Below are 22,790 nucleotides of genomic sequence, written 5' to 3'. Positions count from 1 at the left end.
GGCGCTGGCACGCTGTTTTGTTGGCTCGGCGCTAATGAATCTGTCTGGAAACGACCTGGCACGGCAGTTGCATATAGTAAAGGGCAGAAGCAAGCAGTAACCCAGACAAGCAGTGACCCTTTAAACGCCGTACCAAAACTGGAGAAACACCATGAAAGCACCGAAAATGATGAAGAAGGCCGAAGGCGGCTTCACCCTGATCGAACTGATGATCGTTGTTGCGATTATCGGTATTCTGGCCGCCGTTGCTATTCCGGCTTACAGCAACTACACCATCAAGGCCAAGGTTGGCGCGGCAATGAGCTCGGTCGCTTCGCTGCAGACCGCAGTGGCTAACTGCATCCAGGAAAACGGTGGCGCGGCTGATTCGTGCGATAGCAGCGTCACTGGTGGTGCTCAGACCAGCATCCCGGTCTTCACCGCAACCAAGGAACTGGCGAGCGCTGCAGTTACCAACGGTCAGATCGTCGCTACTTTTGCTGCAAGCGGTGTCGGCAGTGGCGTGGACGGCACGACGTTCACCATGACTCCGTCGACTGTTGCAGATCAGACCAGCATCACCTGGAACGTCACTACCACCGCGACCAACGAAACCGCGAAGCAAACGCTGACCAAGAACAGCTTCGGTTCCGCTCCGTCGGGTAGCTAATCTAGCGTAGCATGAGCAAAGCCGCCTTCGGGCGGCTTTTTCATTTTCTCCCCAAAATCACATTCAGGCACGAGGCTATCCATGTCCAGTTCGGCTCATCCGGCTTCGCGCTCGTCTCTTTTCTTCGTGTCGGACCGGCCCTGGCTCTCCCTGCTCTTCATCGCCGCCATGGCGGTGGTATTCCTCTGGTGCTCCGGCCACGATGAGCAGCGTTGTGTCCAGCTCGTGCTGCTGGCAATCTTCGCCGGCCCTGTCATCGCAGGGCGTAGCGCAGCGAAAGCCATTGCCGGCATGCGTCCCGTCGCCCGCCTGTGCCTGGCAGCTTTCTTCACGCTGGGAGCGATCTCGGCATCGATGACCTTTTCGCTGCGCCATGCGGCCTACGAGTGGTCGATTCTGCTGCTCCTGCTGTTGGCGGCTGCGCTATTGGCTGCGGAACTGGCCCGCAGCGGCAAAGCCGGCCTGCAAGCCGTCCTGTACTGCATGGGCGTGGCATGCCTGCTATATTCCTTGCGCGTCGTACTCATGTACGCGGCAGCCCTTACCAGCGGTATACACATCGACATGCACATGCTGGCTGTCGGCTTCAGTAACGCCCGCTTCCTCAACCATACCCAGACCGCGCTACTGCCCTTGGTCGTCCTGCTGTGCATGCACGCGCCGAAAAGGACCGTCATGCGCCGTGTCTGGTTTGTCTTGGCCGCGTTCTGGTGGGCGCTTCTCTTCGTCAGCGAAGCTCGCGCGACCATACTGGCATTCGGCGCCGCCGGCCTTGCCGTGCTCGTCCTGCGGCGCTCGCATGCGCGCACGCTGCTGCAAATGATGGCACTGACCGCCCTTGCGGGCGTCGTCGTCTATGTGTTCGGATTCATCCTGCTGCCCATGCTCGCCGGTCAGGGGGCGATTGGCATGCCATCGAACGTCGTAGCGCGCACTGCGGCCGACCCGTCCTCCGGCCGCACGCTGCTATGGACACTGGCGCTGCAGCTGATCGCCACCCACCCTTGGCTGGGAGTCGGCCCGCAGCACTTCGCGCACGAGGGTGCGAAGCTCTACATTGGCGCGCATCCTCACGACTGGCTACTCCAGATAGGCGCCGAGTGGGGTCTTCCGGCCCTGCTGTGCCTGCTCGTCGCCGCCATTTCGGGTATACGCGCTCTGGCAGGCAGCGGTAAACGGATTGAGGAGGGAGACGTGCACAACCAGCAGATCCTGGCTGCCTTGTTGACGGCTTGTGCCGCCATCTTCGTGGACGGCCTATTTTCGGGCGTGCTCGTGATGCCCCAAAGCCAGCTCGCGATAGCACTCGTCATCGGTTGCGCCGGCGGCTGGCTGCATTCGCTTGATGCAGGCATGGTGCAGCCGGCGCCATCGCCGGCAACGCGCTCCGTCACCGCCGTGCTTGCTGCAGTGGCCTTGTGCACACTGGCCTGGTCGATCGCGCCCGACTTCCTGCGCCACGCGAAAGGCGAGGTATTGACGCCCACCGAGCGGGCCATCAACGACAAGGCCCACTGGCCACGCCTCTGGGAAGCCGGCTACTTCTAGCCTCAGACGATATTCTGCCGATCCGCCAGCAGCACCTCATAAGTCAGGTTCTGCACCATCGTATGGTGGACCGGATCGAGGTCGAGGAACTGCACGCCATAGACGAAGAGTTCGCTGCCGTCTTCCCTCGACAGCGCATTGACGTTGCGGACCGCGGCCTGGGTCCGCACCCGCATTTCGCCGTCGCCCAGCGGCGAAGGCAAACCGAATTCCAGCGTGATCTCGCCACCGTTTTCCGGCAGGCTGGTGCGCGACTCGATGCGCGCGCCGCTGACGCTGATGTTGGTGAGCCCGCAATCGACCGCGGCGCCGCCACGCGCCGGCAGCACCTGGGCCGGGATGTCGACCTTGACCCGCATCGCCGCGCGCAGGCTGGTGCCCTGGATCGTGTCGGGGAAGGACAGGTGGACGTAGAGCAGGGGACGGTCGAACACGCGCTGGACCGTGCAGGCGAAGGAACACACGTTCATGCCCGAAAAGACGCGGATCGTGATCCGCTCGCCTTCCACCAGGCCGACCGGCGTGCCGTTTTCCAGCGGCACCTTGACGATCAGGTATTCGTCCTTGAGATAGCCGATCAGGGTCGAGAAGTACTGCATCGGCTTGATGCGGCGATAGGTGATGAACTGCAAGCGGACCCCGACCTGCAGGTTCATCGACTCGAACTCAAATTCCCTGGGCGCGAGTTCCCGCTCGGTTTGCATACGGCTCATCTGGTTTTCCGTGGCTTGCTGATTGAATTGCAACTCCAAATGATAGCATTGCGGAAAGTTTTAGGTGCTGTGAATACAAAAAAATGCCCGCGCAAAGGCGGGCATCCTGCTCAAGCCGGTTCGAACTTTACGGCTTGATGTACCGATCGAGCCAGCCGATCACGGTGTGGTGCCACAGCAACGAGTTGGCCGGCTTCAGTACCCAATGGTTTTCGTCCGGGAACACCAGCAGCTTGCTCTCGATGCCGCGGCGCTGCAGGGCGGTGAAGGTCGACAGGCCCTGGGCGGTCGGGATACGGAAGTCCTTGTCGCCTTGCACGACCAGCATCGGCGTCTTCCACTTGTTCACGTGCAGGACCGGGTTGAAGCGCTCGTGCTTTTCCGGCACCGAGAAGTAGGGGCCGCCGTTTTCCCAGTCGGTGAACCACTGTTCTTCGGTCGAATAGGCCATGCCGCGGGTGTCGAACACGCCGTCGTGGTTGACGATGCATTTGAAGCCGTCCGACCAGTTCCCTTCGATCCAGTTCATCATGTAGCCGCCGTAGGAGGCGCCCAGCGCGCAGGCTTTCGAACGGTCCAGCCACGGGTACTTGGCGACGGCCGCCGCCAGGCCTTTTTTCAGGTCCTCGAGCGGCTTGCCGCCCCAGTCGCCGCTGATGGCGTCGGTGAATTTCTGGCCGTAGCCGGTCGAGCCGTGGAAGTCGATGAACACGGTGGCATAGCCGGCGCCGGCGTACACCTGCGGATTCCAGCGGTAGCTCCAGCCGTTGCCGAAGCTGCCCTGCGGACCGCCGTGCACCAGGAAGGCGATCGGGTACTTCTTGCCCGGCTCATAATTCCACGGTTTCATCACGTGGCCGTAGACGGTGTCGCCGTTCGCGCCCTTGAACGAGAACTGCTCGTACTCGCCGAAGCGGACTTCGCCCAGCTTGTCGGTGTTCACGTCGGTCAATTTGACCGGATTGTTCTGGCCCAGCTTCATCGCGTACAGCTGGGCGCCGGCCGCCAGGCTGGCCTGGGTGAAGGCGACGGTGTCGCCGCGCACGTCGAAGCCGCCGATCGAGCCCTTGTTGGTCAGCGCCGTCACCTTGCCGCTGGCGACGTCGATGCTGAACAGTTTATGTTGGCCGATGTCCTCGGCATCCGCGATCAACGACTTGCCGTCGCGGGTCCACTGGATGCTGCCCGGCGAACGGTCCCAGCTCTCGGCGATGTTGCGCTTCTTGCCGGTGGCGAGGTCGAGCAGCACGATGTGGTAGCGGTCGGCCTCGAAGCCCGGACGCGTCATCGACAGATAGGCGAGGGTGCTGCCGTCCGGCGAGAACACGCCCTTGGTGTCCCAGGCGAGGTTGGCCGCAGTGAGGTTGCGCGGCTGGCCGCCAGTGGCAGGCACCGCGTACAGGTCGAAGTTGGTCGACCAGGCTTCGGTCTTGCCGGCGATACGCACCGAGAACACGACGGTCTTGCCGTCCGGGCTGAAGCGGAATTCTTCGCGGTCGCCGAAGGGTTTGGAGGGCACATCGCCGTCCAGCGAACCGGACAGGCTGACCGGGGCGCTGCTCACGCGGCCGTTGGCATCGAGCGGCGCCGAGAACAGCACGGCGTTGCGGCCGTCGTTCCAGGTATCCCAGTGGCGCACGAACAGGCGGTCGTAGACCATGCCGGTGGCCTTGTCCTTTTCTTTCGCGTCGGCCTTGGCCTTGGTGCAGGCGAGGTCGGCGCAGTCGCGGAACACCGACATGCTGATGGCGATGCGGTCGCCCGTCGGCGAGACGCGGTAGGCATCGACGTCGACCGGCAGGTTCGTGACCTGGGTGGCCTCGCCGCCGTCCGGGGCGATGCGCCAGACTTGCGACGAGCCCGAGCGCGCGGACAGGTAATAGATGGCGTCGCCGTTGGCCGACCATTCCGGATCGGTGCTGCTGGCTGCGTCCGAGGTCAGGCGCTGCGGCTTGGCGTTGGGGCTGCGCAGGTCGACCAGCCAGAGGTCGGTGTGGCCCCTGTTCTTCGCCATGTCGGTGCTGCGCACCGTGTAGACGATGCGCGTTCCGTCCGGCGAGACCACCGGCGTGCCGATGCGCTCCATCGTGACCAGGTCTTCGATCGTGAAACCGCGCCCGGTGCTGGCGGCGGTGGCCGTCATCGGCATCGGCATCGCTGCAGCGAAGGTGGCGGCGACCGCGGCTGCCAGGGCTAGCGTACGTACTTTCATCCTGTCCTCGTGCTTCGGTAAAAAGAAGCAATTTAACATGTGGAAAGCCGGGATGTGAGGTCCGATGCTGCGGGTGGTTGACTGAATGATAATTTCGGCGTAGCGTCGTCCGCATTCAAACAGGAGGGTCGGCATGTCGGACAGGCGAGATCGAATACAAGACGCGAGCATTCCCGTGCAACTGATCGCGCGTGCCGGCGGCGCGCTCTACCTGGTGATCATCGTGATCGGGCTGCTGGGTGAAGTCGTCGTGAGAGGCAGCCTGATCGTGCCCGGCAACGCCGCAGCGACCGCGCAGCGCATCCTCGCATCCGAATTCCTCTGGCGCCTCGGTATCGCAGGACAGCTCGTGCTCTTGATTTGCGCGATCGCCCTGACGCTGGTGTTTTACCTGCTGCTGCGCCCGGTGAGCCGGCCCATCGCACTGGCGGCGGTCTTTTTCGCCATTGTCTCGCTGGCCGTCGAAAGCCTCAGCGCGGTGTTCCTGCAACAGGTGCTGATGCCGCTGACGAGTTCGCTGTACGCCCAGGCCGCAGACCCGCAGCCGTTCCAGGTCCAGGCTTACCTGGCCACGATCGCGCACAACAATGCATTCGGCTTTTCGTTGATCTTCTTTGGCGTCGAGTGCCTGATCGTGGGCTATCTGATCCGCAAGTCAACTTACTTGCCGACGCTGATCGGCTGGCTCATGCAGCTTGCCGGTCTGTGCTACTTGATCAACAGCTTCTGCATGGTGCTGTCGCCAGCTTTGCAGGGCATGCTGTTCCCCTTCATTCTGCTGCCGCCGCTGTTGGGGGAAGGCGCTTTTTGCCTCTGGCTGCTGTTCAAAGGCGTGGATATGCCGGCGTGGGAGGGAAGGACGCGGGCGGTGGGGACGCTGTCCGAGCCGCTGCTGCCTGGCGGCCGGTCCGTTCAGCCAGAGTAATGCGGTGCCGGAGCCAGGCAGCGCGGCAAGTTCAGTCGCCGTCGCGCAGCCAGGAACGCCGGGAGGACGTGGTTTCGGCCGGGACTTCCGGCGGCGTTTTAGGAACGGTTTGCCGCGCATGCACGGCGATCGTCTTGCGGCGCGCGCTGCCGGAGACATAGGTTTTGATGTTGACCGTGCAGCGGTAGAGCAGGGCAAGCACGGCCACGATGACGGCGCTGACGGTGATCGCCAGGCCATCGGGACGGCCGGCGATCACGACGATGCAGACCAGGACGATGATGTCGAGACAAGCGATGTAATTGAAACCTGTTTTGCTGTCAGGGCCAGCTTTCTTTACCGACATGTTGAATCTTTGGTGGAGCTTGATGACGATATGGACGTGGAGCGTACGCGGAGCCGGATTTTATCATTTCCAAGTGGAAATATTATGAAATGATGATGACAATGATCGCCGCGTGTACGGGAGGTATTTAATCGTCGGGCAGGTGGTGCTCATCGCCAGGCAGGTTGACGTCGCCGTCGCTGTTATAGCTCGTTTCATGCCGGCGCTTGGCCAGGTAGATCACAAGAATCCCGATCATGAGCAGTACAGTGCCGCACAACAGCCAGCGCGGCCCGAGTACGGATTGGCCGAGGGCCAGCAGGAGCAGGCCCGTGGCGGCGAGGATGAGGCCGAGAGCGTCCCTGATCCCCATGGCTTTAAGACAAAATCTTCCCTAGCTTGGGGACCGGTTGGCCATTCAAGGTGTAAGTGCAGCAAGTACAGGTAACGGGCACGTCCGCGGCGCCGAGCGCCGGGTTCACCTGACGCAGAATGTGATCGCCATCGACGAACAGGCCGCTGTAAAAGCTGCTTTCGCTAGTCCGCACCAGTTCGTGCCGGTCATTCTCATTGCGCGCAACCAGCCAGAAGATCGGCTCTTCGCGGTCGAGCCGGGAGCGTGCTTCGCCGTAGACCGCATCCCAGTGTTGCCCCACCTTCGACAGCAGGAAGCGGAACAGCGGCGTGTAATCGAGGCCGCGCCGCTTCTTGCCATGCATCGAACTGCGGGTGTTTTCCGGATCAGTGCTAGATTTGCCCCGGCGCACATGTCGAAAATCGCCGCCGAAACCGTGGTGAACGCCCCGGGCCAGGGTGTTGACCTTGCGGTAGAGGGGGGATTTGCCGGTGTGTATGGCCATTCTTAAATCTCAGCCGTCCAGTCCCCCGACTTGCCGCCATGCTTCTCCAGCACCCGCACATTGGTCATCACCATGCCGCGATCGGCCGCCTTGCACATGTCGTAAATGGTCAGCAGCCCGACCTGCACCGCAGTCAGCGCCTCCATCTCGACCCCGGTCTTGCCGACGGTCTCGACCTGCGCCCGGCAGTGCACCGAATGCGCCGCTGCATCGACCTCGAAATCGACCGCCACGCGCGTAATCGGCAGCGGATGGCACAAGGGCACCAGGTCGCTGGTCCGCTTCGCGCCCATGATCGCCGCGATGCGTGCAATCCCCAGCACATCGCCTTTCTTGGCGGAGCCGGACTGGATCAGCGCCAGGGTCTCCGGCTTCATGCGGATGGTGCCGGCGGCCACGGCGATGCGGTGGGTTTCCTGCTTGGCGCTGACGTCGACCATGTGGGCCTGGCCGGTGGCATCGAAGTGGGTGAGCGGGGATTCCTGGTGACTCATGTCGTCTTAAAAGTTGGTTAAGCGGGGCGCAGCCCGGCAGTTGCAAGGGCGCGGAAGCGGTTATCATAGCATCGTGAAACCGAACCCGAATCCAGCGATGTTGCAGCTTTCACCATTACGCACGGCCACTCCGCGCCGCCTGCATTCCCTGCTCACGGCCATTGCCCTGGCAGCGTCCGCCACCTGCGCGCTGGCGGCGCCGACCACGCCGGTCACGCAAAGCGCGTCCGTGCTGCGCACGCCCGACGCCACCTTGCCGACGCTGGGCGATGCCGCGCGCGCCGACCTGTCTCCCGTCATCGAGCGCAAGCTCGGCGAGGAGATCATGAACGACATCCGGCGCGACCGCGATTACCTCGACGACGATGCCATCGTCGAATACCTGAACAATTTCGGCGAGAACCTGGTCACCTATGCGCCGGGTGCGCGCGGCGAGACGAATGCCGATTTCTTCTTCTTTGCCGTGCGCGATCCGATGATCAACGCGTTCGCGCTGCCGGGCGGTTTCATCGGCGTGCACTCGCAGCTCCTGATCGCGGCGCAGAGCGAGTCCGAGCTGGCCTCGGTGCTGTCGCACGAGATCGGCCACGTGCAGCAGCGCCACATCGCGCGCATGCTGGGGCAGCAGAAGCAGGATGCGCTGCTGCCGCTGGCGGCGCTGATCCTGGCGGCGCTGGTCGGCAAGGCCGGTGGGGGCGCCGATGCGGCGATGGGCGTGGTGATGGGCGGACAGGGCCTGGCCATCCAGCGCCAGCTGAATTTCAGCCGCGAGGCCGAGCGCGAGGCCGATCGCGTCGGCTTCCAGACCATGCGCGCGGCCGGCTACGACACCTCCGGCATGGTGTCCTTTTTCAAGCGCCTGCAGGGCACGACCCGCCTGTACGGCGAGGCGCCGGCCTGGCTGTCCAGCCACCCGCTGACCGGCGAGCGCATCGCCGACATCCAGAACCGCATCCGCGAGGCACCCAAGCCCGGGCGCATCAAGCCGGATTCGATCGAATTCCACCTCGTGCGCGCCCGCGCCCGCGTGCTGCAGGATCCGAGCGCCAAGGGCCGCGAGGAAGCCCGATCGGCGTTCGAGACCCAGCTCAAGCAGGACAACACCCAGGAGCAGACCGGCGCCATGTATGGCCTGTCCTTCCTCGCACTCAAGGAAGGCGATCTCAAAACGGCGCAGAGCTGGTTAGAGAAGGCCAAGGGCTCGATGAAGCCGAAGCCCGGCGTGCTGTCGGCCGAGCGCACCGGTTCCGACGGTTCGGCGATGTTCGCCAGCCTCGGCGTCGAGATCAAGCTGGCCCCGGGCCAGCCGCCGGAAGTGCTGGCGCAGGCGGAGCAGGAGGCAAGCCAGGCGCACCAGAAGTTCCCGCTGTCGCGCATGCTGGCACGCCAGTACGCCGATGCGATGATCGCGTCCGGCAAGCTGGACCAGGCAGCGGCTTTCCTGCGCGACCAGGTCCAGCAATATCGCGAGGAGCCCAAGCTCTACGACCAGCTGGCCAAGGCCTATGCGGCGCAGGGCAAGATCGCGCTGCAGCACATGGCGCTGGCCGAATCCTATGTGTTGAGCGGCGCGCTGCCGGCCGCGGTCGACCAGTTGAACATGGCGCGCAAGGCCAAGGACGTGTCCTTCTACGACCAGGCCGTGATCGACGCCCGCGAGCGCGATCTGCAGCAGCGTCAGAAAGACGAGAAGCAGGAGAAGAAGGACAGGGGCGACAATTGGGCCGCGGGCCAGAACGGCGGCGCGAAGCTCAAGGTCGAAACCAGCAGCGACACGATGAGCAATTCCCGGCTCGGCACCGCGCCGGGCTTCGGCAACGACACCCGTTCGGGTTTCGAGTCGCTGGATGCGTTCGAGAAGCGGATACAAGGCCGCGCCAGATGAAATAATATTTCACCTAGTGGCCTAAAATGAAATTTTATTTCTGATCGCTCAGCCGGTCGGGGCGCTGCACGAAACCGAAACGCTGCGGTGCCTCGTTCGCCGCCAGGCGTTCCACTGCGATCTTCTGCTCCTGCCAGCGCAGGCTCAGCGCGCCCGAGCCGCCTTCCAGCCAGGCCAGCAAACCTTCATCCGTCACCGGCCTGCCATCGAGTTCCATGAGCTGCAGCAGCTGGGCCACGTCGCGGTCGTCCAGCTGGGCCAGGCGCTCGCCGGCGCGCAGCAGGATGCTGCCGGCTTCCAGCATGAATACCTGCTCAGGCGCCATCATCGCTTCGCCGGTGTGCAGGACAAAACCCTGGCTGGGGTCGGTGCGCGCGATGAAGGGCGTGGCTTCCAGGTTCACGTAGACCCGTTGCGGGCCGTTCTGGAAATACCAGCAGCCGCGCTCGTCGCGGGCGTAATTGCGGTTGATAAAGCCGACCAGGGCTGCATTGCTCAGCTTGTCGCCGGGGGCATCGGCGCGCTGGGCGGCTTCGTCGCGCATGCGCCAGGTGCCGCGGGCGTCGAGCGCCAGCCAGCCATAACAGTTGGGCACGTTCGGCCACTTGGCCATGGCCTGTTTTACGATGTCATCCATGGTTCAAGCTTGGCATAGTTGGGACGCCGCCGGCGCGCGCGTGCCGGCTTTTCCGGCAGCATGGTCGAAGAAGTGCAGGATGCGGCGCGGCAGCCAGTCGTTGTGGCCGGGGAAAGGACCAACCGGAAAACCGACGTGGCCACCAGTGGCCGGGTATTCCAGCGTGACGGCGCGCGAGGCCGACTGCGGCAGGTGCTTGCCCGGCAAGAAGGGATCGTTGCGCGCGTTCAGCACCAGCGTCGGCACGGTGATGTCGTGCAGCACGTGCTTGGCGCTGGCGCGGTGCCAGTAGTCGTCGGTATCGCGGTAGCCGTGCAGGGGCGCGGTGACGACGTTGTCGAAGCTGTACAGGTCTTTCGAGGCGAGCAGGGCGGCGCGATCGAACAGGCCGGGAAAACGCTCCAGCTTGGCCAGGGCCTTGGGCTTCAGGGTTTCCAGGAACATGCGCGTGTAGACGCGGTTGAAGCCGCTCGACAGGGCCGCGCCGCCAGCCGCGAGGTCGAGCGGGGCCGAGACGCTCACGGCCGCATTGACGAGTTCGGCGCCGTGCTGCTGCTCGCCCAGCCAGCGCAGCAGGGCATTGCCGCCCAGCGAGACGCCGGCCACGTAGAAGGGGCCTTTGAAACGCGGACGCAGGCGGCGGATGATCCAGTCGAGCTCTTCGGCGTCGCCCGAGTGGTAGAAGCGCGGCGCCAGGTTCGCTTCGCCCGAGCAGCCGCGGAAATGCGGGATCGCGCCATGCCAGCCGCGTGCCTGCACCGCCGCCATCAGGCCGCGTGCGTAGTGGCTGTCCGACGAGCCTTCCAGGCCGTGGAACAGCATCAGGAAAGGCGAATCGGGCCTGGCGCCGTCGACGAAATCGACGTCGATGAAATCCTGGCCGCAGGGCGTGTCCCAGCGCTCGCGCCGGAATGCCACGTCAGGTTTGCGGATGCAGACGGCCGGGTAGATGGTCTGCAGGTCGCCGCCGGGCAGCCAGAATGGCGCGCGATAGGCGGGCATGCCTTCGAACAGGCTGCTGCACTCGGCGCAGTACTGGCTCACGGCCATGAAAAGATCAGTCGGATCAGTGGTGTTTCAGGGCGCCGGGTTCCACCTGGTACTGGGTGCCGCAGTAGGGGCACTTGGCGTGGCCGTGGTGATCGAAATCCAGGAAGACGCGCGGGTGGGACGACCACAACGGCATCGCCGGGTTCGGGCAGTAGGCCGGCAGGTCCTTGGCTTGCAGTTCCACCACAGGAATGGTCTTCTCGTTCATGTTTGGTCTTCTCCGTCATTGCGAAATATGCGAAGTCATGATTTTAACGGATTTGCACTGGTGCCCGGAATGCTCCGGTAGAATAGCGGGTCGATTACTGTCGAGTAGATTTCCCTCCAAGAAATTCTCTCGCTCTATCACCTGGTCCCGTTCGATGTCCCCTTGCCATCCGTCCCTTGTGCTGTTGACGCATACTCAATGTTGCAGGAAAGCGACATGACGCAAATGCACCCGGACCTGCCGGCGGACCCGCAAGCGGACGCGCGCGCTTGGCGTGAAGGCTTCCACACCGGTCTTCCCACCCTGTTCGGCATCGGCGCCTGGGGCATGGTGGTCGGGGTGGCGATGGTCAAGAGCGGCCTGACGGTGGCCCAGGCATCCGGTATGACCCTGGTGGCGTTCGCAGGTTCGGCCCAGTTGGCCTCGTTGCCGCTGATCGCCGCCGGCGCACCGATCTGGGTAATCTTTCTCACCGCGCTGGTCGTCAACCTGCGCTTCGTGATCTTTTCCGCCCTGCTGGGCCCGCATTTCTCGCGCCTGCCGCTGTGGCAGCGCTTCTACCTCGGCTATATCTCCGGCGATGTCTCGATCGCCCTGTTCCTGCAGCGCTACCCGAGCCCGGCGCCCGAGCCTGGCAAGCTGGCCTTCCTGAAGGGTTTGATGTACCCGAACTGGTTCGCCTGGCAGGTCGGCTCGCTGATCGGCATCTTCCTCGGCAGCGCCGTCCCGACCGAATGGCAGCTCGGCTTTGCCGGCACGCTGGCCATTCTTTGCATCATGGTGCCGCTGATTATCAATAGCGCCGCCCTGTGCGGCGTGCTGGTGGCCGGCGTCACGGCGGTGCTGGCGCATGGCCTGCCTTACAAGCTGGGGCTGCTGGCGGCCGTGGTCGCCGGCATGCTCACCGCCATGGTTTGCCAGGAAACGATGGAAAAACGCCGTCGGAAGGGGAGCGGTCATGGCTGACTGGGAGATCTGGGTCGTGATCCTGGTGCTGGGCGTGGCGACCGCCTGCACCCGCAGCGTCTTCTGGCTGGTCGGCCACAAGGTGACGATCCCGCCGCGGGTCCAGGAAATGCTGCGCTACGCGCCGGCCTGCGCCCTGGCCGCCATCGTGTTTCCGGACATGCTGCTGGGGCCGCAGGACGAATTGCAGCTGGCGCTGGCCAACCCGAAGTTGATCGCAGGCATTGCCGCGCTGCTGTTCTACCTGTGGCGCAGGGCGATGTTGCAGACCATCGTGTTCGGCATGGTAGTGCTGACACTGTTGCGTGTGTTTCATGTTTTCGGCAACATCGGCTAAGGTAAAATAGCGTTTTTTCACTAATCTACCTTTCGGACCCACGCTGACATGGCCGTTCTCAATTTCACCCGCTTGCAAGACCTGATCGACCAAGGCGCGCTGAAGGGCAAGCGCGTCTTCATTCGCGCCGACCTGAACGTTCCGCAGGACGCCGCCGGCAACATCACCGAAGATACCCGCGTGCGCGCTTCCGTGCCCGCGATCCGCGACGCCCTGCAGGCAGGCGCGGCCGTGATGGTGACTTCCCACCTGGGCCGCCCGACCGAGGGCGAGTTCAAGCCGGAAGACAGCCTGGCGCCGGTCGCCAAGCGCCTGTCCGAGCTGCTGGGCCAGCCGGTCGAGCTGAAGCAGAACTGGGTCGATGGCGTCGATGTCGCGCCGGGTCAGGTCGTGCTGCTGGAAAACTGCCGCGTCAACAAGGGCGAAAAGAAAAACTCGGACGAGCTGGCCCAGAAGATGGCCAAGCTGTGCGACGTGTACGTGAACGATGCCTTCGGCACCGCCCACCGCGCCGAAGCGACCACCCACGGCATCGCGAAATTCGCCCCTAGGGTGGCCGCCGGCCCGCTGCTGGCCGCCGAACTCGATGCGCTGGGTAAAGCGCTGCACGCGCCGCAGCGTCCGCTGCTGGCCATCGTCGCCGGTTCGAAGGTCTCGAGCAAGCTGACCATCCTGCAGAGCCTGGCCGACAAGGTCGACAACCTGATCGTCGGCGGCGGCATCGCCAACACCTTCATGAAGGCGGTTGGCCTGAACGTCGGCAAATCGCTGATGGAAGCCGAGCTCGTGGCCGAGGCGAAGACCATCATCGACAAGATGGCCGCACGTGGCGCCACCGTGCCGATCCCGGTGGACGTGGTGTGCGCGAAAGAGTTCTCGCCGACCGCCGCCGCCACCGTCAAGGACGTGGCCAACGTGCTTGACGACGACATGATCCTGGACATTGGCCCGAAAACGGCCGCTACCCTGGCCCAGCAGATTGCGCAGGCCGGCACCATCGTCTGGAACGGTCCGGTCGGCGTGTTCGAGTTCGACCAGTTCGCCGAGGGCACCAAGACCCTGGCCACGGCCATCGCGCAGTCGAAGGGTTTCTCGATCGCCGGCGGCGGCGATACCCTGGCTGCTATCGCAAAATACAATATTGCCGACCAGATCGGCTATATCTCGACCGGCGGCGGTGCCTTCCTCGAGTTCCTCGAAGGGAAGACCCTGCCGGCGGTGGAGATCCTGCTGCAACGCAGCGTCCAATAAGCTGAGTGAGACCCTAGCGCAGCCCCAGGCTGCGCTTTTCATTGAAGGATAACCATGTACCGTGGCACCAAGATCGTAGCAACCATCGGCCCCGCATCGACCGATTTCGACATTCTCGTCAAGATGATTCGCGCCGGCGTCGACGTCGTGCGCCTGAACTTCTCGCACGGCCGTGCACAGGACCATATCGATCGCGCTGCCCTGGTACGCCGCGCCGCCGCCGAGTGCGGCCGCGAAGTGGCGATCATGGCCGACATGCAGGGTCCGAAGATCCGCGTCGGCAAGTTCGAGGAAGGCAAGATCTTCCTGAACAATGGCGACAACTTCATCCTCGACGCCAAGTGGGGCGAGAACGGCGAACTGGGCAACCAGGAACGCGTCGGCCTCGACTACAAGGCCCTGCCGCGCGACGTCAAGCCGGGCGACAAGCTGCTGCTGAACGACGGCCTGATCGTGCTGATCGTCGACAAGGTGGCCGGCAGCGAGATCTACACCACCGTCAAGGTCGGCGGCGAACTGTCGAACAACAAGGGCATCAACCGCCAGGGCGGCGGCCTGACCGCGCCGGCCCTGACCTCGAAGGACATGGAAGACATCAAGACCGCGATGAGCTTCCAGGCCGACTACCTGGCGATCTCCTTCCCGAAGAACGCCACCGACATGGAAATGGCGCGCCAGCTGGCGAACATCGCCGGCGAACCCTTCGGCCACAAGCCGATGATGATCGCGAAGATCGAGCGCGCCGAAGCGATTCCGGTGCTGCAGGAAATCCTCGACGCCTCCGACGGCATCATGGTCGCCCGTGGCGACCTGGCGGTCGAAGTCGGCAACGCCGCCGTGCCGGCGCTGCAGAAGCGCATGATCAAGATGGCGCGCAACTCGAACAAGCTGGCGATCACCGCGACCCAGATGATGGAGTCGATGATCGTCAACGCCGTGCCGACCCGCGCCGAAGTGTCGGACGTGGCCAACGCCGTGCTGGACGGCACCGACGCCGTCATGACCTCGGCCGAGACCGCATCGGGCAAGTACCCGATCGAGACCGTCGAGATGATGTCGGCGATCTGCGCCGAAGCCGAGCAGTCCGAGTACAACAAGCTCGAAGCCGACTTCCTGAACGTCGAATTCACCCGTATCGACCAGTCGATCGCCTACGGCACCCTGTTCACCGCCCACCACCTGCGCGTGAAGGCGATCGTGGCGCTGACCGAGTCGGGCTCGACCGCGCTGTGGATGTCGCGCCACTCGATCGACACCCCGATCTTCGCGCTGACCCCGTCGCAGACCACCGAACGCAAGGCTTCGCTGTACCGCAACGTGCGCGCCTTCCACCTGCTGCAGGAAGGCGGCAGCCACGCCGTGCTGCGCAAGGCTGAGGAACTCCTCCAGGCCGAAGGCGTCGTACGCAAGGGCGACCTGATCGTTGTGACCTGGGGCTCGCCGATGGGGCAGGCCGGCGGTACCAACGCGCTGAAGATCGTGCGCGTCGGCGATGCGGAAAACTTTTTGAAGGAATCCTCGTAAAACCTTGATCGTCGTTCCCGCGAAAGCGGGAACCCATGCTGAGGTGGCCGAAGACACTGAGCATGGATCCCCGCTTTCGCGGGGATGACGGTATCGGTAGGGTTCCACACCGGTTTTTTAATTGTTTGGAGCAAAACCATGGCACTCGTATCAATGCGTCAACTGCTGGACCACGCCGCCGAAAACGGTTACGGCCTGCCGGCCTTTAACGTCAACAACCTGGAGCAGGTGCAGGCCATCATGGCCGCGGCCGATGCCGTCAACAGCCCGGTAATCATGCAGGCCTCGGCCGGCGCCCGCAAATATGCCGGCGAAGCTTTTCTCCGCCACCTGATCGACGCCGCCGTCGAAGCCTACCCGCACATCCCGGTCGTCATGCACCAGGACCACGGCCAGTCGCCGGCGGTCTGCATGGCCGCGATCCGTTCGGGCTTCTCGTCGGTGATGATGGACGGCTCGCTGGAAGCCGACGGCAAGTCGGTCGCTTCGTACGAGTACAACGTCGAAGTGTCGCGCGAAGTCGTCAAGTTCGCGCACTCGATCGGCGTGACCGTCGAAGCCGAACTGGGCGTGCTCGGTTCGCTGGAAACCATGAAGGGCGACAAGGAAGACGGCCACGGCGCGGACCGCACCATGACCCGTGAAGAACTGCTGACCGACGTGGCCCAGGCCGCCGACTTCGTCGCGAAAACCCAGTGCGACGCGCTGGCGATCGCGATCGGCACCTCGCACGGCGCCTACAAATTCACGCGCCAGCCGACCGGCGACATCCTGGCGATCGACCGCATCAAGGAAATCCACGCGCGCATCCCGAACACCCACCTGGTGATGCACGGTTCCTCCTCGGTGCCGCAGGATCTGCTGGCGATCATCCGCGAATTCGGCGGCGACATGAAGGAAACCTACGGCGTCCCGGTCGAAGAGATCCAGGAAGGCATCAAGCACGGCGTCCGCAAGATCAACATCGACACCGACATCCGTCTGGCCATGACCGCTGCGATCCGCAAGTACATGTTCCAGAACCCGTCGAAGTTCGACCCGCGCGACTACCTGAAGCCGGCCCGCGAAGCCGCGACCGAGATCTGCAAGCAGCGCTACCTGTCCTTCGGCTGCGAAGGCATGGCCTCGAAGATCAAGCCGGTGCCGCTGGAGAAGATGGCCGAGCGCTACAAGGCTGGCGAACTGGCGCAGATCGTTCAGTAAGAAACACCCGTCGTCCCCGCGCAGGCGGGGACCCAAGTTAATGGCATACCGACCAAACTTGGGTTCCCGCCTTCGCGGGAACGACGGACAAAAGGCGCGGGCCGACGGCAGTGATGCGGCACCGCGTCAAAAATGACGTAAAATTACGCACTTCCTCACCGGCGGCTCCCCGCCGGTTTTCGCTTTATCAAGATATCCCCTCTATGAAAAGCCTCTACCAGTCCACTATTTCCTCCCTGCCACTGCTCGGCCGCGGCAAGGTCCGCGACAACTATGCCGTCGGCGACGACAAGATCCTGATCGTCACCACCGACCGCCTGTCCGCCTTCGACGTCGTGATGAACGAACCGATCCCGGGCAAGGGCATGGTACTCAACCAGATGAGCGATTTCTGGTTCGAGAAACTCGGCCACATCGTGCCGAACCACCTGACCGGCGTGGCGCCGGAATCCGTGGTGGCGCCCGAGGAGGTGGACCAGGTCAAGGGGCGCGCCGTGGTCGCCAAGCGTCTCAAACCGATCCTGGTCGAGGCCGTGGTGCGCGGCTACATCATCGGTTCCGGCTGGAAGGATTACCAGGCCACCGGTTCGGTCTGCGGCATCGAATTGCCGGCCGGCCTGCGCCAGGCCGACAAGCTGCCCGAGCCGCTGTTCACCCCGGCGGCCAAGGCCGACCTGGGCGAGCACGACGAGAACATCAGCTTCGCCGACATGGAAAGCCGCATCGGTGCCGAACTGGCTGCCAAGATGCGCGACATCAGCATCCAGCTGTACAAGACCGCCGCCGACTACGCGGCCACGCGCGGCATCATCATCGCCGACACCAAGTTCGAATTCGGCCTCGACGACAATGGCGTGCTGCACCTGATGGACGAAGTCCTGACCGCCGATTCCTCGCGTTTCTGGCCGGCGGATTCGTACGCGCCGGACATGTCGCCGCCGTCCTTCGACAAGCAGTTCGTGCGCGATTACCTGGAAACCTTGACCGACTGGAAAAAGACCCCGCCGGCACCGGCGCTGCCGCAGGACGTGATCGACAAGACCCAGGCCAAGTACTTCGAGGCCATCGAGCGCCTGACCGGCGAAAAGCTGAAGGCCTGAGCAATGAGCGAACAAAACAAGCCAGTGGTCGGCGTGATCATGGGTTCCAATTCCGATTGGGACGTGATGCAGCATGCGGTCGCCATCCTGAAACAGTTCGGCGTGCCGCATGAAGCGCAGGTGATCTCGGCCCACCGCATGCCGGACGAGATGTTCGGGTATGCCGAAAGCGCCCGTTCGCGTGGCCTGCGCGCCATCATCGCCGGTGCCGGCGGCGCCGCCCACCTGCCGGGCATGGTGGCCGCCAAGACCATCGTGCCGGTGCTGGGCGTGCCGGTGCCTTCGCGCTACCTGCGCGGCGAAGACTCGCTGCTGTCCATCGTGCAGATGCCGAAGGGCGTGCCGGTGTCGACCTTCGCCATCGGCGAAGCCGGCGCCGCCAATGCCGCACTGACGGCGGTGGCGATCCTGGCCGCCACCGACGATGCGCTGGCCGCGCAACTGGAAGACTTCCGCGCGAAGCAGACCGCGGCCGCCAAGGCCATGACTTTGCCGCTTGAATAAATGAGTGACCACGAGATGAAACCGCTGCTGCCCGCCGCCAACCCGTCCACCTGGCTGGGCGTGATGGGCGGCGGCCAGCTGGGCCGCATGTTCGCCCAGGCCGCGCAAGCCATGGGCTTCAAGGTTGCCGTGCTGGAGCCGGCCGCCGATTGTCCGGCAGGGCAGGTTGCCGAGCGCCTGGTCGAAGCAGGCTATACGGATGCCGCCGGCCTGGACGCCCTGGCCAGCCAGTGCGCGGCCGTGACCACCGAATTCGAAAACGTCCCGGCCGACAGCCTGAGCAAACTGGCGCAGCAGGTCTTCGTGGCCCCGAACGCGCACGGCGTGTCGGTGGCCCAGGACCGCATCGCCGAGAAATCCTTCTTTGTCGCCTGCGCCGATAAATCCGGCGTGATGCCGGCGCCGCACAAGGTGATCGCATCGCAGCAGGACATCGATACGATCGCCGACGATCTGCTGCCCGGCATCCTGAAAACGGTGCGCATGGGCTACGACGGCAAGGGCCAGGTGCGCGTGCGCACCCGCGAGGACGTGCGCGCGGCCTTCGAATCCATGGGCAAGGTCACTTGCCTGCTGGAGAAGATGCTGCCGCTGGCCTATGAGGTGTCGGTCTTGACCGCGCGCGGCCACGACGGCGCTTCGGTCGTGTATCCGATCGCCGAGAACGTGCACCGCGACGGCATCCTGTTCACCACCACCGTGCCGGGCCCGAACGTCTCCAGCGCGTGCGCGCAAAAGGCGCAGGATGCCGCGCGCGCGATCGTCGCCGAACTCGGCTACGTCGGCGTGCTGTGCATCGAATTCTTCGTGCTGGTGGACGGTTCGCTGGTCGTCAACGAGATGGCGCCGCGTCCGCACAACAGCGGCCACTACACCATCGACGCCTGCGTCACCAGCCAGTTCGCGCAGCAGGTCAGGGCGATGGCGTGCCTGCCACTGGGCGACGTGCGCCAGCATTCGCCGGCCGTCATGCTGAACATCCTGGGCGACGTCTGGTTCGACGGCGACAGTCAGACGATGCGCGAGCCGGCCTGGGATCGCGTGCTGGCCCTGCCGGGTGCCAACCTGCACCTGTACGGCAAGGACGACCCGCGCCGCGGCCGCAAGATGGGGCACGTGACCTTCGTCGCGCCGACGCTGGCCGAGGCGCAGCGCCAGTTCGAAGCGGCCTGCACGATATTGGGAATTGCACTGTGAGCACCGATATCGACGCCGGCGCACGCGCGCTTGAAGCTGGCAAGCTGGTCGCCTTCCCGACCGAGACCGTGTACGGCCTCGGCGCCGACGCCGAGAATCCGGCAGCCGTCGCCGCCATCTATGCCGCCAAGGGCCGTCCGCAGGATCACCCGGTGATCGTGCACGTGGCGCCCGGTGCTTCTCTCGATTACTGGTGCGCCGACATCCCCGCCGAGGCACGCCAGCTGGCCGATGCTTTCTGGCCGGGGCCGCTGACCATGATCCTGAAGCGCGCACCGAACATTCCCGATGCCGTCTCCGGCGGCCAGGACACGGTGGGCATCCGCTGCCCCTCGCACCCGGTGGCGATCCGCCTGCTGCAAGCCTTCAAGGGCGGGCAGGGCGGCGTCGCGGCGCCGTCCGCCAACAAGTTCGGCCACGTCAGCCCGACCACGGCCCAGCACGTGCGCGACGAGTTCGGCGACGCGGTCGGTGAAAATGCGCGCATTGCCGCAGTGCTGGACGGCGGCCAGAGCGAGGTCGGGATCGAATCGACCATCGTCGACCTGTCGCGCCTGGCGACCCATGGTCCGGTGCTGCTGCGTCCCGGCCATATCTCGGCCGAGGCGATTGCCGCCGTGATCGACCGCATGCCGGCACGTCCGGATGCGGCGGCACCGCGCGCTTCCGGCACGCTCGAATCGCATTACGCGCCGCACACGCCGGTGGCGATGCAGGACACGGCCACCCTGAACTCGACCCTGGCGCGCCTGCACGCGGCCGGCCGCAAGGTTGCGCTGATCCATTATTCGGCGCTGCCGGCGACGCACGCCGAGGTCGCGCTGCCGCCCACACCGGAAGGTTTTGCGCACGCGCTGTATGCGGCGCTGCGCGCGATGGACGGCGTCGGCGCCGATGTCATCCTGGTCGAGGCACCGCCGCAGGATGGCGCCTGGCTGGGCGTCAACGACCGCCTGCGCCGCGCCGCCTATCGCTCGACCGGCATCGTGCACGGACTGATAAACAACACTACCGCCCTCTGATACACACCGTTACTTCTCAAAAACGCATGCAGGGCGCATGCTTGTCGGAAATTTAGTTTCCCCGTCGTCCCCGCGCAGGCGGGGACCCAATTTTGCGAGCGTTTCGATAGCGCCAGCAGAACTTGGGTCCCCGCCTGCGCGGGGACGACGTGTTTGTGAGCCCCGTTTTGTCAGAAGGACATCCCATGCGTTCGTTCATCACCCCGGCCCTCAGCCTCGGCCTGGGCATGCTGCTTGCCGCCTGTAGCGGCGGCACCACCTCCGGCGGTACCGCGCAAGGCGTCGCCAATCCCGCACCCCTGCCTGCGCCCATCCGTGGCAGCCTGGTCGGCCAGGCCGCCTCGGTCGCCGTGAATGTCGCCGGCAATAGCCTGAGCACCCTGTCGCCGTCCGTGCTGGCCGGCTTCCTCGAATCGGCCCAGACCGGCACCCTGGCGGTGGCCGGCCAGCCGCAGTGTGCGGTCTCGGTCTACCGCGTGCGCTACAACACCGTGGGCGGCGCCGGCGAGCTGACCGATGCCAGCGCGGCCATCTTCGTGCCCAGCGGCAGCGGCAATTCTTGCACCAACTCGCGCCCGGTGCTGCTGTATGCCCACGGCACCTCGCTGCAGAAGTCGTATGACATGGCCGACATCGCCAACAACACGGAAGCGCGCCTGGCCGCCGCCGTGTTCGCGGCCCAGGGCTTCATCGTGGTGGCGCCCAACTACGCCGGCTACGGCGGCTCCTCGCTGGGCTACCATCCCTACCTCGACCGCGTGCAGGAAGGCGCGGACATGATCGACGCCCTGCGCGCGGCGCGCAGCAGCTTCACGGCCATCGGCGCACGCGATTCCGGCAAGCTGATGGTGACCGGCTATTCGCAGGGCGGCTTCGTGGCGCTGGCAACCCAGCGCGCGATGCAGGAACTGAACAACGCCGAGTTCACGCTCACCGCAGCGAGCGGCATGTCGGGCCCGTATGCGATCGCGCGTTTCGGCGATGCGCTGTTCGGCGGCGCGCCGCGCGATGGCGCCACCGTGATCGTGCCGACCATCATCAATGCGGCCCAGCACGCCAGCGCGGCGATCTACCGCGTGCCTGCGGACGTCTACGAGGCGCCTTACGCCGCCACCATCACCGACCTGGTGCCGGGCACGCTGGGCAGCAGCGAGCTGGTCAGCCAGGGCAAGCTGCCGGCGACCAGTTTGTTCGCGGCCGACTCGATGCCGCAGACGCCGGGCTATACCCAATACTTTGGCGCCGGCAACCTGATCCGCAGCGATTACCGCGCGGCCTACCTGCTTGATGCGGCGGCCCATCCCTGTGACCAGGATGCCACGGCGCCGTTGAACTGCGCCCCCGCGCACGCGCTGCGTCAGTGGCTGGTGCGCAACGATCTGCGCAGCTACCTGCCGATGGCGCCGACCCTGCTGTGCGGCGGCCACGACGATCCGACCGTGCCGTATTTCAATACGACGGCCTCGGCCGCCTATTTCCGTGCGCGCGGCGCGGCCATCACCGAGCTCGACATCGACGACACGCCGAGCCTGAACGACCCCTTCCGCACCGCCAAGGCCGGCTTCGTGGCCGCGCGTAGTCTGCTGCGAGCGGCGAACGGCGATGCCGCCGTCGCGTCGAGCTACCACGCCGGTCTGGTGGCGCCTTTCTGCATGGCCGCGACGCGTGATTACTTCCAGTCGGTACTGGCGCGCTAGAGAGGTTCCAAAATACACTTTTTACGTATGACAAGCCGGATCGCGTTGCTATAATCGCCAGCGATGCCGGCTTCATTCGTACCGTGTTGCAAATAGTCTTGCCCCACACGATACAAAAGTGTTTTCGCTATACAACCAGGCTGAACACTGGCATATTAGTTGTGATACGAATAGCACGGGCGTTCGTTTCAAAGCAAAGAAAAACTCATCTAGGAGACACAATGCGTAAGACTTCATTCGCGCTGGCGCTGCTGACCGCGGCCGTCCTGACCGCCTGCGGCGGTAACGGCCCAAGCGCTGGCGACCAGGCGCCCAAAACGAAATTCAGCAACCAGATCACCTTCGGCGACAGCCTTTCCGACGTCGGCACCTATGCCGTCGGCGGCGTCGCAGCCCTCGGTGGCGGCCAGTACACCATCAACGGCAACAACACCTCGGTCAATCCTGAACTGACCGGCAAGAACTACCCAGATTCAACCGGTG

23 protein-coding genes and 1 pseudogene are annotated in these 22,790 nt (G+C 64.5%); 15 read left to right on the top strand and 9 right to left on the bottom strand.

The features are described 5' to 3' along the window. Positions 1 to 151: 151 nt before the first annotated feature. Both NX782_RS15280 and NX782_RS15275 read left to right on the top strand, forming a co-directional pair. Positions 152 to 649, top strand: a complete 498-nt coding sequence (locus NX782_RS15280; protein ID WP_258846337.1) for a pilin — start codon at positions 152 to 154, stop codon at positions 647 to 649. A gap of 81 nt (positions 650 to 730) precedes the next feature. Next, complete coding sequence (locus tag NX782_RS15275) at positions 731 to 2,197, top strand: O-antigen ligase family protein (RefSeq protein WP_258846336.1); 1,467 nt, start codon at positions 731 to 733, stop codon at positions 2,195 to 2,197. Between the two features lie 2 nt (positions 2,198 to 2,199). Here NX782_RS15275 and NX782_RS15270 read toward each other — a convergent pair whose 3' ends face one another. Then, the gene (locus tag NX782_RS15270) at positions 2,200 to 2,910 is read right to left on the bottom strand and encodes a flagellar brake protein (protein ID WP_258846335.1); all 711 of its coding nucleotides are present in this window, start codon (positions 2,908 to 2,910) and stop codon (positions 2,200 to 2,202) included. 127 nt (positions 2,911 to 3,037) lie between these two features. After that, a complete protein-coding gene (locus NX782_RS15265; protein ID WP_258846334.1) occupies positions 3,038 to 5,122 on the bottom strand; it encodes a S9 family peptidase in 2,085 nt (694 codons plus the stop codon). Positions 5,123 to 5,297: 175 nt separating this feature from the next. On the opposite strand from NX782_RS15265, the gene NX782_RS15260 reads away from it, so the two are divergent. Further along, complete coding sequence (locus tag NX782_RS15260) at positions 5,298 to 6,047, top strand: DUF4386 domain-containing protein (protein WP_258846333.1); 750 nt, start codon at positions 5,298 to 5,300, stop codon at positions 6,045 to 6,047. Between the two features lie 31 nt (positions 6,048 to 6,078). On the opposite strand, the gene NX782_RS15255 is transcribed toward NX782_RS15260, so the two are convergent. From NX782_RS15255 to moaC, 4 genes are all read right to left on the bottom strand, one after another. After that, the gene (locus tag NX782_RS15255; RefSeq protein ID WP_258846332.1) at positions 6,079 to 6,393 is read right to left on the bottom strand and encodes a hypothetical protein; all 315 of its coding nucleotides are present in this window, start codon (positions 6,391 to 6,393) and stop codon (positions 6,079 to 6,081) included. Between the two features lie 127 nt (positions 6,394 to 6,520). After that, the gene (locus NX782_RS15250) at positions 6,521 to 6,745 is read right to left on the bottom strand and encodes a hypothetical protein (protein WP_258846331.1); all 225 of its coding nucleotides are present in this window, start codon (positions 6,743 to 6,745) and stop codon (positions 6,521 to 6,523) included. Positions 6,746 to 6,749: 4 nt separating this feature from the next. Beyond that, positions 6,750 to 7,232 carry a hypothetical protein gene (locus NX782_RS15245; RefSeq protein WP_258846330.1) on the bottom strand — a complete coding sequence of 161 codons (483 nt, stop codon included), beginning with the start codon at positions 7,230 to 7,232 and terminating at the stop codon, positions 6,750 to 6,752. A 2-nt stretch (positions 7,233 to 7,234) separates the two neighbouring features. Beyond that, the gene (moaC, locus tag NX782_RS15240; RefSeq protein WP_258846329.1) at positions 7,235 to 7,726 is read right to left on the bottom strand and encodes a cyclic pyranopterin monophosphate synthase MoaC; all 492 of its coding nucleotides are present in this window, start codon (positions 7,724 to 7,726) and stop codon (positions 7,235 to 7,237) included. A 97-nt stretch (positions 7,727 to 7,823) separates the two neighbouring features. Here moaC and NX782_RS15235 point away from each other — a divergent pair, with 97 nt between their 5' ends. Then, a complete protein-coding gene (locus NX782_RS15235) occupies positions 7,824 to 9,611 on the top strand; it encodes a M48 family metalloprotease (protein WP_258846328.1) in 1,788 nt (595 codons plus the stop codon). A 34-nt stretch (positions 9,612 to 9,645) separates the two neighbouring features. On the opposite strand, the gene NX782_RS15230 is transcribed toward NX782_RS15235, so the two are convergent. Genes NX782_RS15230 through NX782_RS15220 form a run of 3 tightly spaced genes read right to left on the bottom strand, consistent with a single transcriptional unit; the run spans position 9,646 to position 11,506 of the window. Beyond that, positions 9,646 to 10,248 (bottom strand): DUF2946 family protein, encoded by a 603-nt coding sequence (locus NX782_RS15230; RefSeq protein WP_258846327.1) that lies wholly within the window; start codon positions 10,246 to 10,248, stop codon positions 9,646 to 9,648. A gap of 3 nt (positions 10,249 to 10,251) precedes the next feature. Further along, entirely contained in the window at positions 10,252 to 11,298 is a 1,047-nt protein-coding gene (locus NX782_RS15225; RefSeq protein ID WP_370661802.1) for a YheT family hydrolase, read from the bottom strand. Positions 11,299 to 11,314: 16 nt separating this feature from the next. Then, positions 11,315 to 11,506 carry a zinc-finger domain-containing protein gene (locus tag NX782_RS15220; protein WP_258846326.1) on the bottom strand — a complete coding sequence of 64 codons (192 nt, stop codon included), beginning with the start codon at positions 11,504 to 11,506 and terminating at the stop codon, positions 11,315 to 11,317. A 216-nt stretch (positions 11,507 to 11,722) separates the two neighbouring features. Between NX782_RS15220 and NX782_RS15215 the strand changes: the two genes are divergently transcribed. From NX782_RS15215 to NX782_RS15165, 11 genes and pseudogenes are all read left to right on the top strand, one after another. After that, positions 11,723 to 12,472 carry an AzlC family ABC transporter permease gene (locus NX782_RS15215; protein WP_258846325.1) on the top strand — a complete coding sequence of 250 codons (750 nt, stop codon included), beginning with the start codon at positions 11,723 to 11,725 and terminating at the stop codon, positions 12,470 to 12,472. Next, entirely contained in the window at positions 12,465 to 12,809 is a 345-nt protein-coding gene (locus tag NX782_RS15210; protein WP_258846324.1) for an AzlD domain-containing protein, read from the top strand. The genes NX782_RS15215 and NX782_RS15210 overlap by 8 nt, the downstream gene beginning before the upstream one ends. 48 nt (positions 12,810 to 12,857) lie before the next feature. Next, positions 12,858 to 14,060, top strand: coding sequence for a phosphoglycerate kinase (locus NX782_RS15205; RefSeq protein WP_258846323.1), 1,203 nt, complete (start codon positions 12,858 to 12,860; stop codon positions 14,058 to 14,060). 54 nt (positions 14,061 to 14,114) lie between these two features. Then, positions 14,115 to 15,584 carry a pyruvate kinase gene (gene pyk / locus NX782_RS15200; protein ID WP_258846322.1) on the top strand — a complete coding sequence of 490 codons (1,470 nt, stop codon included), beginning with the start codon at positions 14,115 to 14,117 and terminating at the stop codon, positions 15,582 to 15,584. Positions 15,585 to 15,722: 138 nt separating this feature from the next. Beyond that, a complete protein-coding gene (gene fba / locus NX782_RS15195; RefSeq protein ID WP_258846321.1) occupies positions 15,723 to 16,787 on the top strand; it encodes a class II fructose-bisphosphate aldolase in 1,065 nt (354 codons plus the stop codon). Positions 16,788 to 16,990: 203 nt separating this feature from the next. Next, complete coding sequence (locus tag NX782_RS15190) at positions 16,991 to 17,887, top strand: phosphoribosylaminoimidazolesuccinocarboxamide synthase (protein ID WP_258846320.1); 897 nt, start codon at positions 16,991 to 16,993, stop codon at positions 17,885 to 17,887. Between the two features lie 3 nt (positions 17,888 to 17,890). Beyond that, the gene (purE, locus tag NX782_RS15185; protein ID WP_258846319.1) at positions 17,891 to 18,391 is read left to right on the top strand and encodes a 5-(carboxyamino)imidazole ribonucleotide mutase; all 501 of its coding nucleotides are present in this window, start codon (positions 17,891 to 17,893) and stop codon (positions 18,389 to 18,391) included. Between the two features lie 15 nt (positions 18,392 to 18,406). Then, positions 18,407 to 19,588 carry a 5-(carboxyamino)imidazole ribonucleotide synthase gene (locus NX782_RS15180; protein WP_258846318.1) on the top strand — a complete coding sequence of 394 codons (1,182 nt, stop codon included), beginning with the start codon at positions 18,407 to 18,409 and terminating at the stop codon, positions 19,586 to 19,588. Then, complete coding sequence (locus tag NX782_RS15175) at positions 19,585 to 20,610, top strand: L-threonylcarbamoyladenylate synthase (RefSeq protein ID WP_258846317.1); 1,026 nt, start codon at positions 19,585 to 19,587, stop codon at positions 20,608 to 20,610. The genes NX782_RS15180 and NX782_RS15175 overlap by 4 nt, the downstream gene beginning before the upstream one ends. 185 nt (positions 20,611 to 20,795) lie before the next feature. After that, complete coding sequence (locus tag NX782_RS15170) at positions 20,796 to 22,307, top strand: alpha/beta hydrolase family protein (protein ID WP_258846316.1); 1,512 nt, start codon at positions 20,796 to 20,798, stop codon at positions 22,305 to 22,307. A gap of 221 nt (positions 22,308 to 22,528) precedes the next feature. Continuing rightward, positions 22,529 to 22,790, top strand: a pseudogene (locus NX782_RS15165) (SGNH/GDSL hydrolase family protein); the annotation flags it as partial.

Origin of the sequence: Massilia norwichensis, from assembly GCF_024753245.1 — a bacterium.
Taxonomy (GTDB): Bacteria; Pseudomonadota; Gammaproteobacteria; order Burkholderiales; family Burkholderiaceae_D; genus Telluria; species Telluria norwichensis.
This window is presented reverse-complemented; position numbering and strand designations above follow the sequence as displayed.

What these genes read in the sequence shown, in the direction of transcription:
- NX782_RS15230 (WP_258846327.1), bottom strand. Translation starts at nt 10,248, where the DNA reads ATGGATGACATCGTAAAACAGGCCATGGCCAAGTGGCCGAACGTGCCC.
- NX782_RS15215 (WP_258846325.1), top strand. Translation starts at nt 11,723, where the DNA reads ATGACGCAAATGCACCCGGACCTGCCGGCGGACCCGCAAGCGGACGCG.
- moaC (WP_258846329.1), bottom strand. Translation starts at nt 7,726, where the DNA reads ATGAGTCACCAGGAATCCCCGCTCACCCACTTCGATGCCACCGGCCAG.
- NX782_RS15245 (WP_258846330.1), bottom strand. Translation starts at nt 7,232, where the DNA reads ATGGCCATACACACCGGCAAATCCCCCCTCTACCGCAAGGTCAACACC.
- NX782_RS15280 (WP_258846337.1), top strand. Translation starts at nt 152, where the DNA reads ATGAAAGCACCGAAAATGATGAAGAAGGCCGAAGGCGGCTTCACCCTG.
- NX782_RS15170 (WP_258846316.1), top strand. Translation starts at nt 20,796, where the DNA reads ATGCGTTCGTTCATCACCCCGGCCCTCAGCCTCGGCCTGGGCATGCTG.
- NX782_RS15275 (WP_258846336.1), top strand. Translation starts at nt 731, where the DNA reads ATGTCCAGTTCGGCTCATCCGGCTTCGCGCTCGTCTCTTTTCTTCGTG.
- NX782_RS15270 (WP_258846335.1), bottom strand. Translation starts at nt 2,910, where the DNA reads ATGAGCCGTATGCAAACCGAGCGGGAACTCGCGCCCAGGGAATTTGAG.
- NX782_RS15225 (WP_370661802.1), bottom strand. Translation starts at nt 11,298, where the DNA reads ATGGCCGTGAGCCAGTACTGCGCCGAGTGCAGCAGCCTGTTCGAAGGC.
- pyk (WP_258846322.1), top strand. Translation starts at nt 14,115, where the DNA reads ATGTACCGTGGCACCAAGATCGTAGCAACCATCGGCCCCGCATCGACC.
- NX782_RS15205 (WP_258846323.1), top strand. Translation starts at nt 12,858, where the DNA reads ATGGCCGTTCTCAATTTCACCCGCTTGCAAGACCTGATCGACCAAGGC.
- NX782_RS15210 (WP_258846324.1), top strand. Translation starts at nt 12,465, where the DNA reads ATGGCTGACTGGGAGATCTGGGTCGTGATCCTGGTGCTGGGCGTGGCG.
- NX782_RS15265 (WP_258846334.1), bottom strand. Translation starts at nt 5,122, where the DNA reads ATGAAAGTACGTACGCTAGCCCTGGCAGCCGCGGTCGCCGCCACCTTC.
- purE (WP_258846319.1), top strand. Translation starts at nt 17,891, where the DNA reads ATGAGCGAACAAAACAAGCCAGTGGTCGGCGTGATCATGGGTTCCAAT.
- NX782_RS15250 (WP_258846331.1), bottom strand. Translation starts at nt 6,745, where the DNA reads ATGGGGATCAGGGACGCTCTCGGCCTCATCCTCGCCGCCACGGGCCTG.
- NX782_RS15190 (WP_258846320.1), top strand. Translation starts at nt 16,991, where the DNA reads ATGAAAAGCCTCTACCAGTCCACTATTTCCTCCCTGCCACTGCTCGGC.
- NX782_RS15220 (WP_258846326.1), bottom strand. Translation starts at nt 11,506, where the DNA reads ATGAACGAGAAGACCATTCCTGTGGTGGAACTGCAAGCCAAGGACCTG.
- NX782_RS15180 (WP_258846318.1), top strand. Translation starts at nt 18,407, where the DNA reads ATGAAACCGCTGCTGCCCGCCGCCAACCCGTCCACCTGGCTGGGCGTG.
- fba (WP_258846321.1), top strand. Translation starts at nt 15,723, where the DNA reads ATGGCACTCGTATCAATGCGTCAACTGCTGGACCACGCCGCCGAAAAC.
- NX782_RS15235 (WP_258846328.1), top strand. Translation starts at nt 7,824, where the DNA reads ATGTTGCAGCTTTCACCATTACGCACGGCCACTCCGCGCCGCCTGCAT.
- NX782_RS15255 (WP_258846332.1), bottom strand. Translation starts at nt 6,393, where the DNA reads ATGTCGGTAAAGAAAGCTGGCCCTGACAGCAAAACAGGTTTCAATTAC.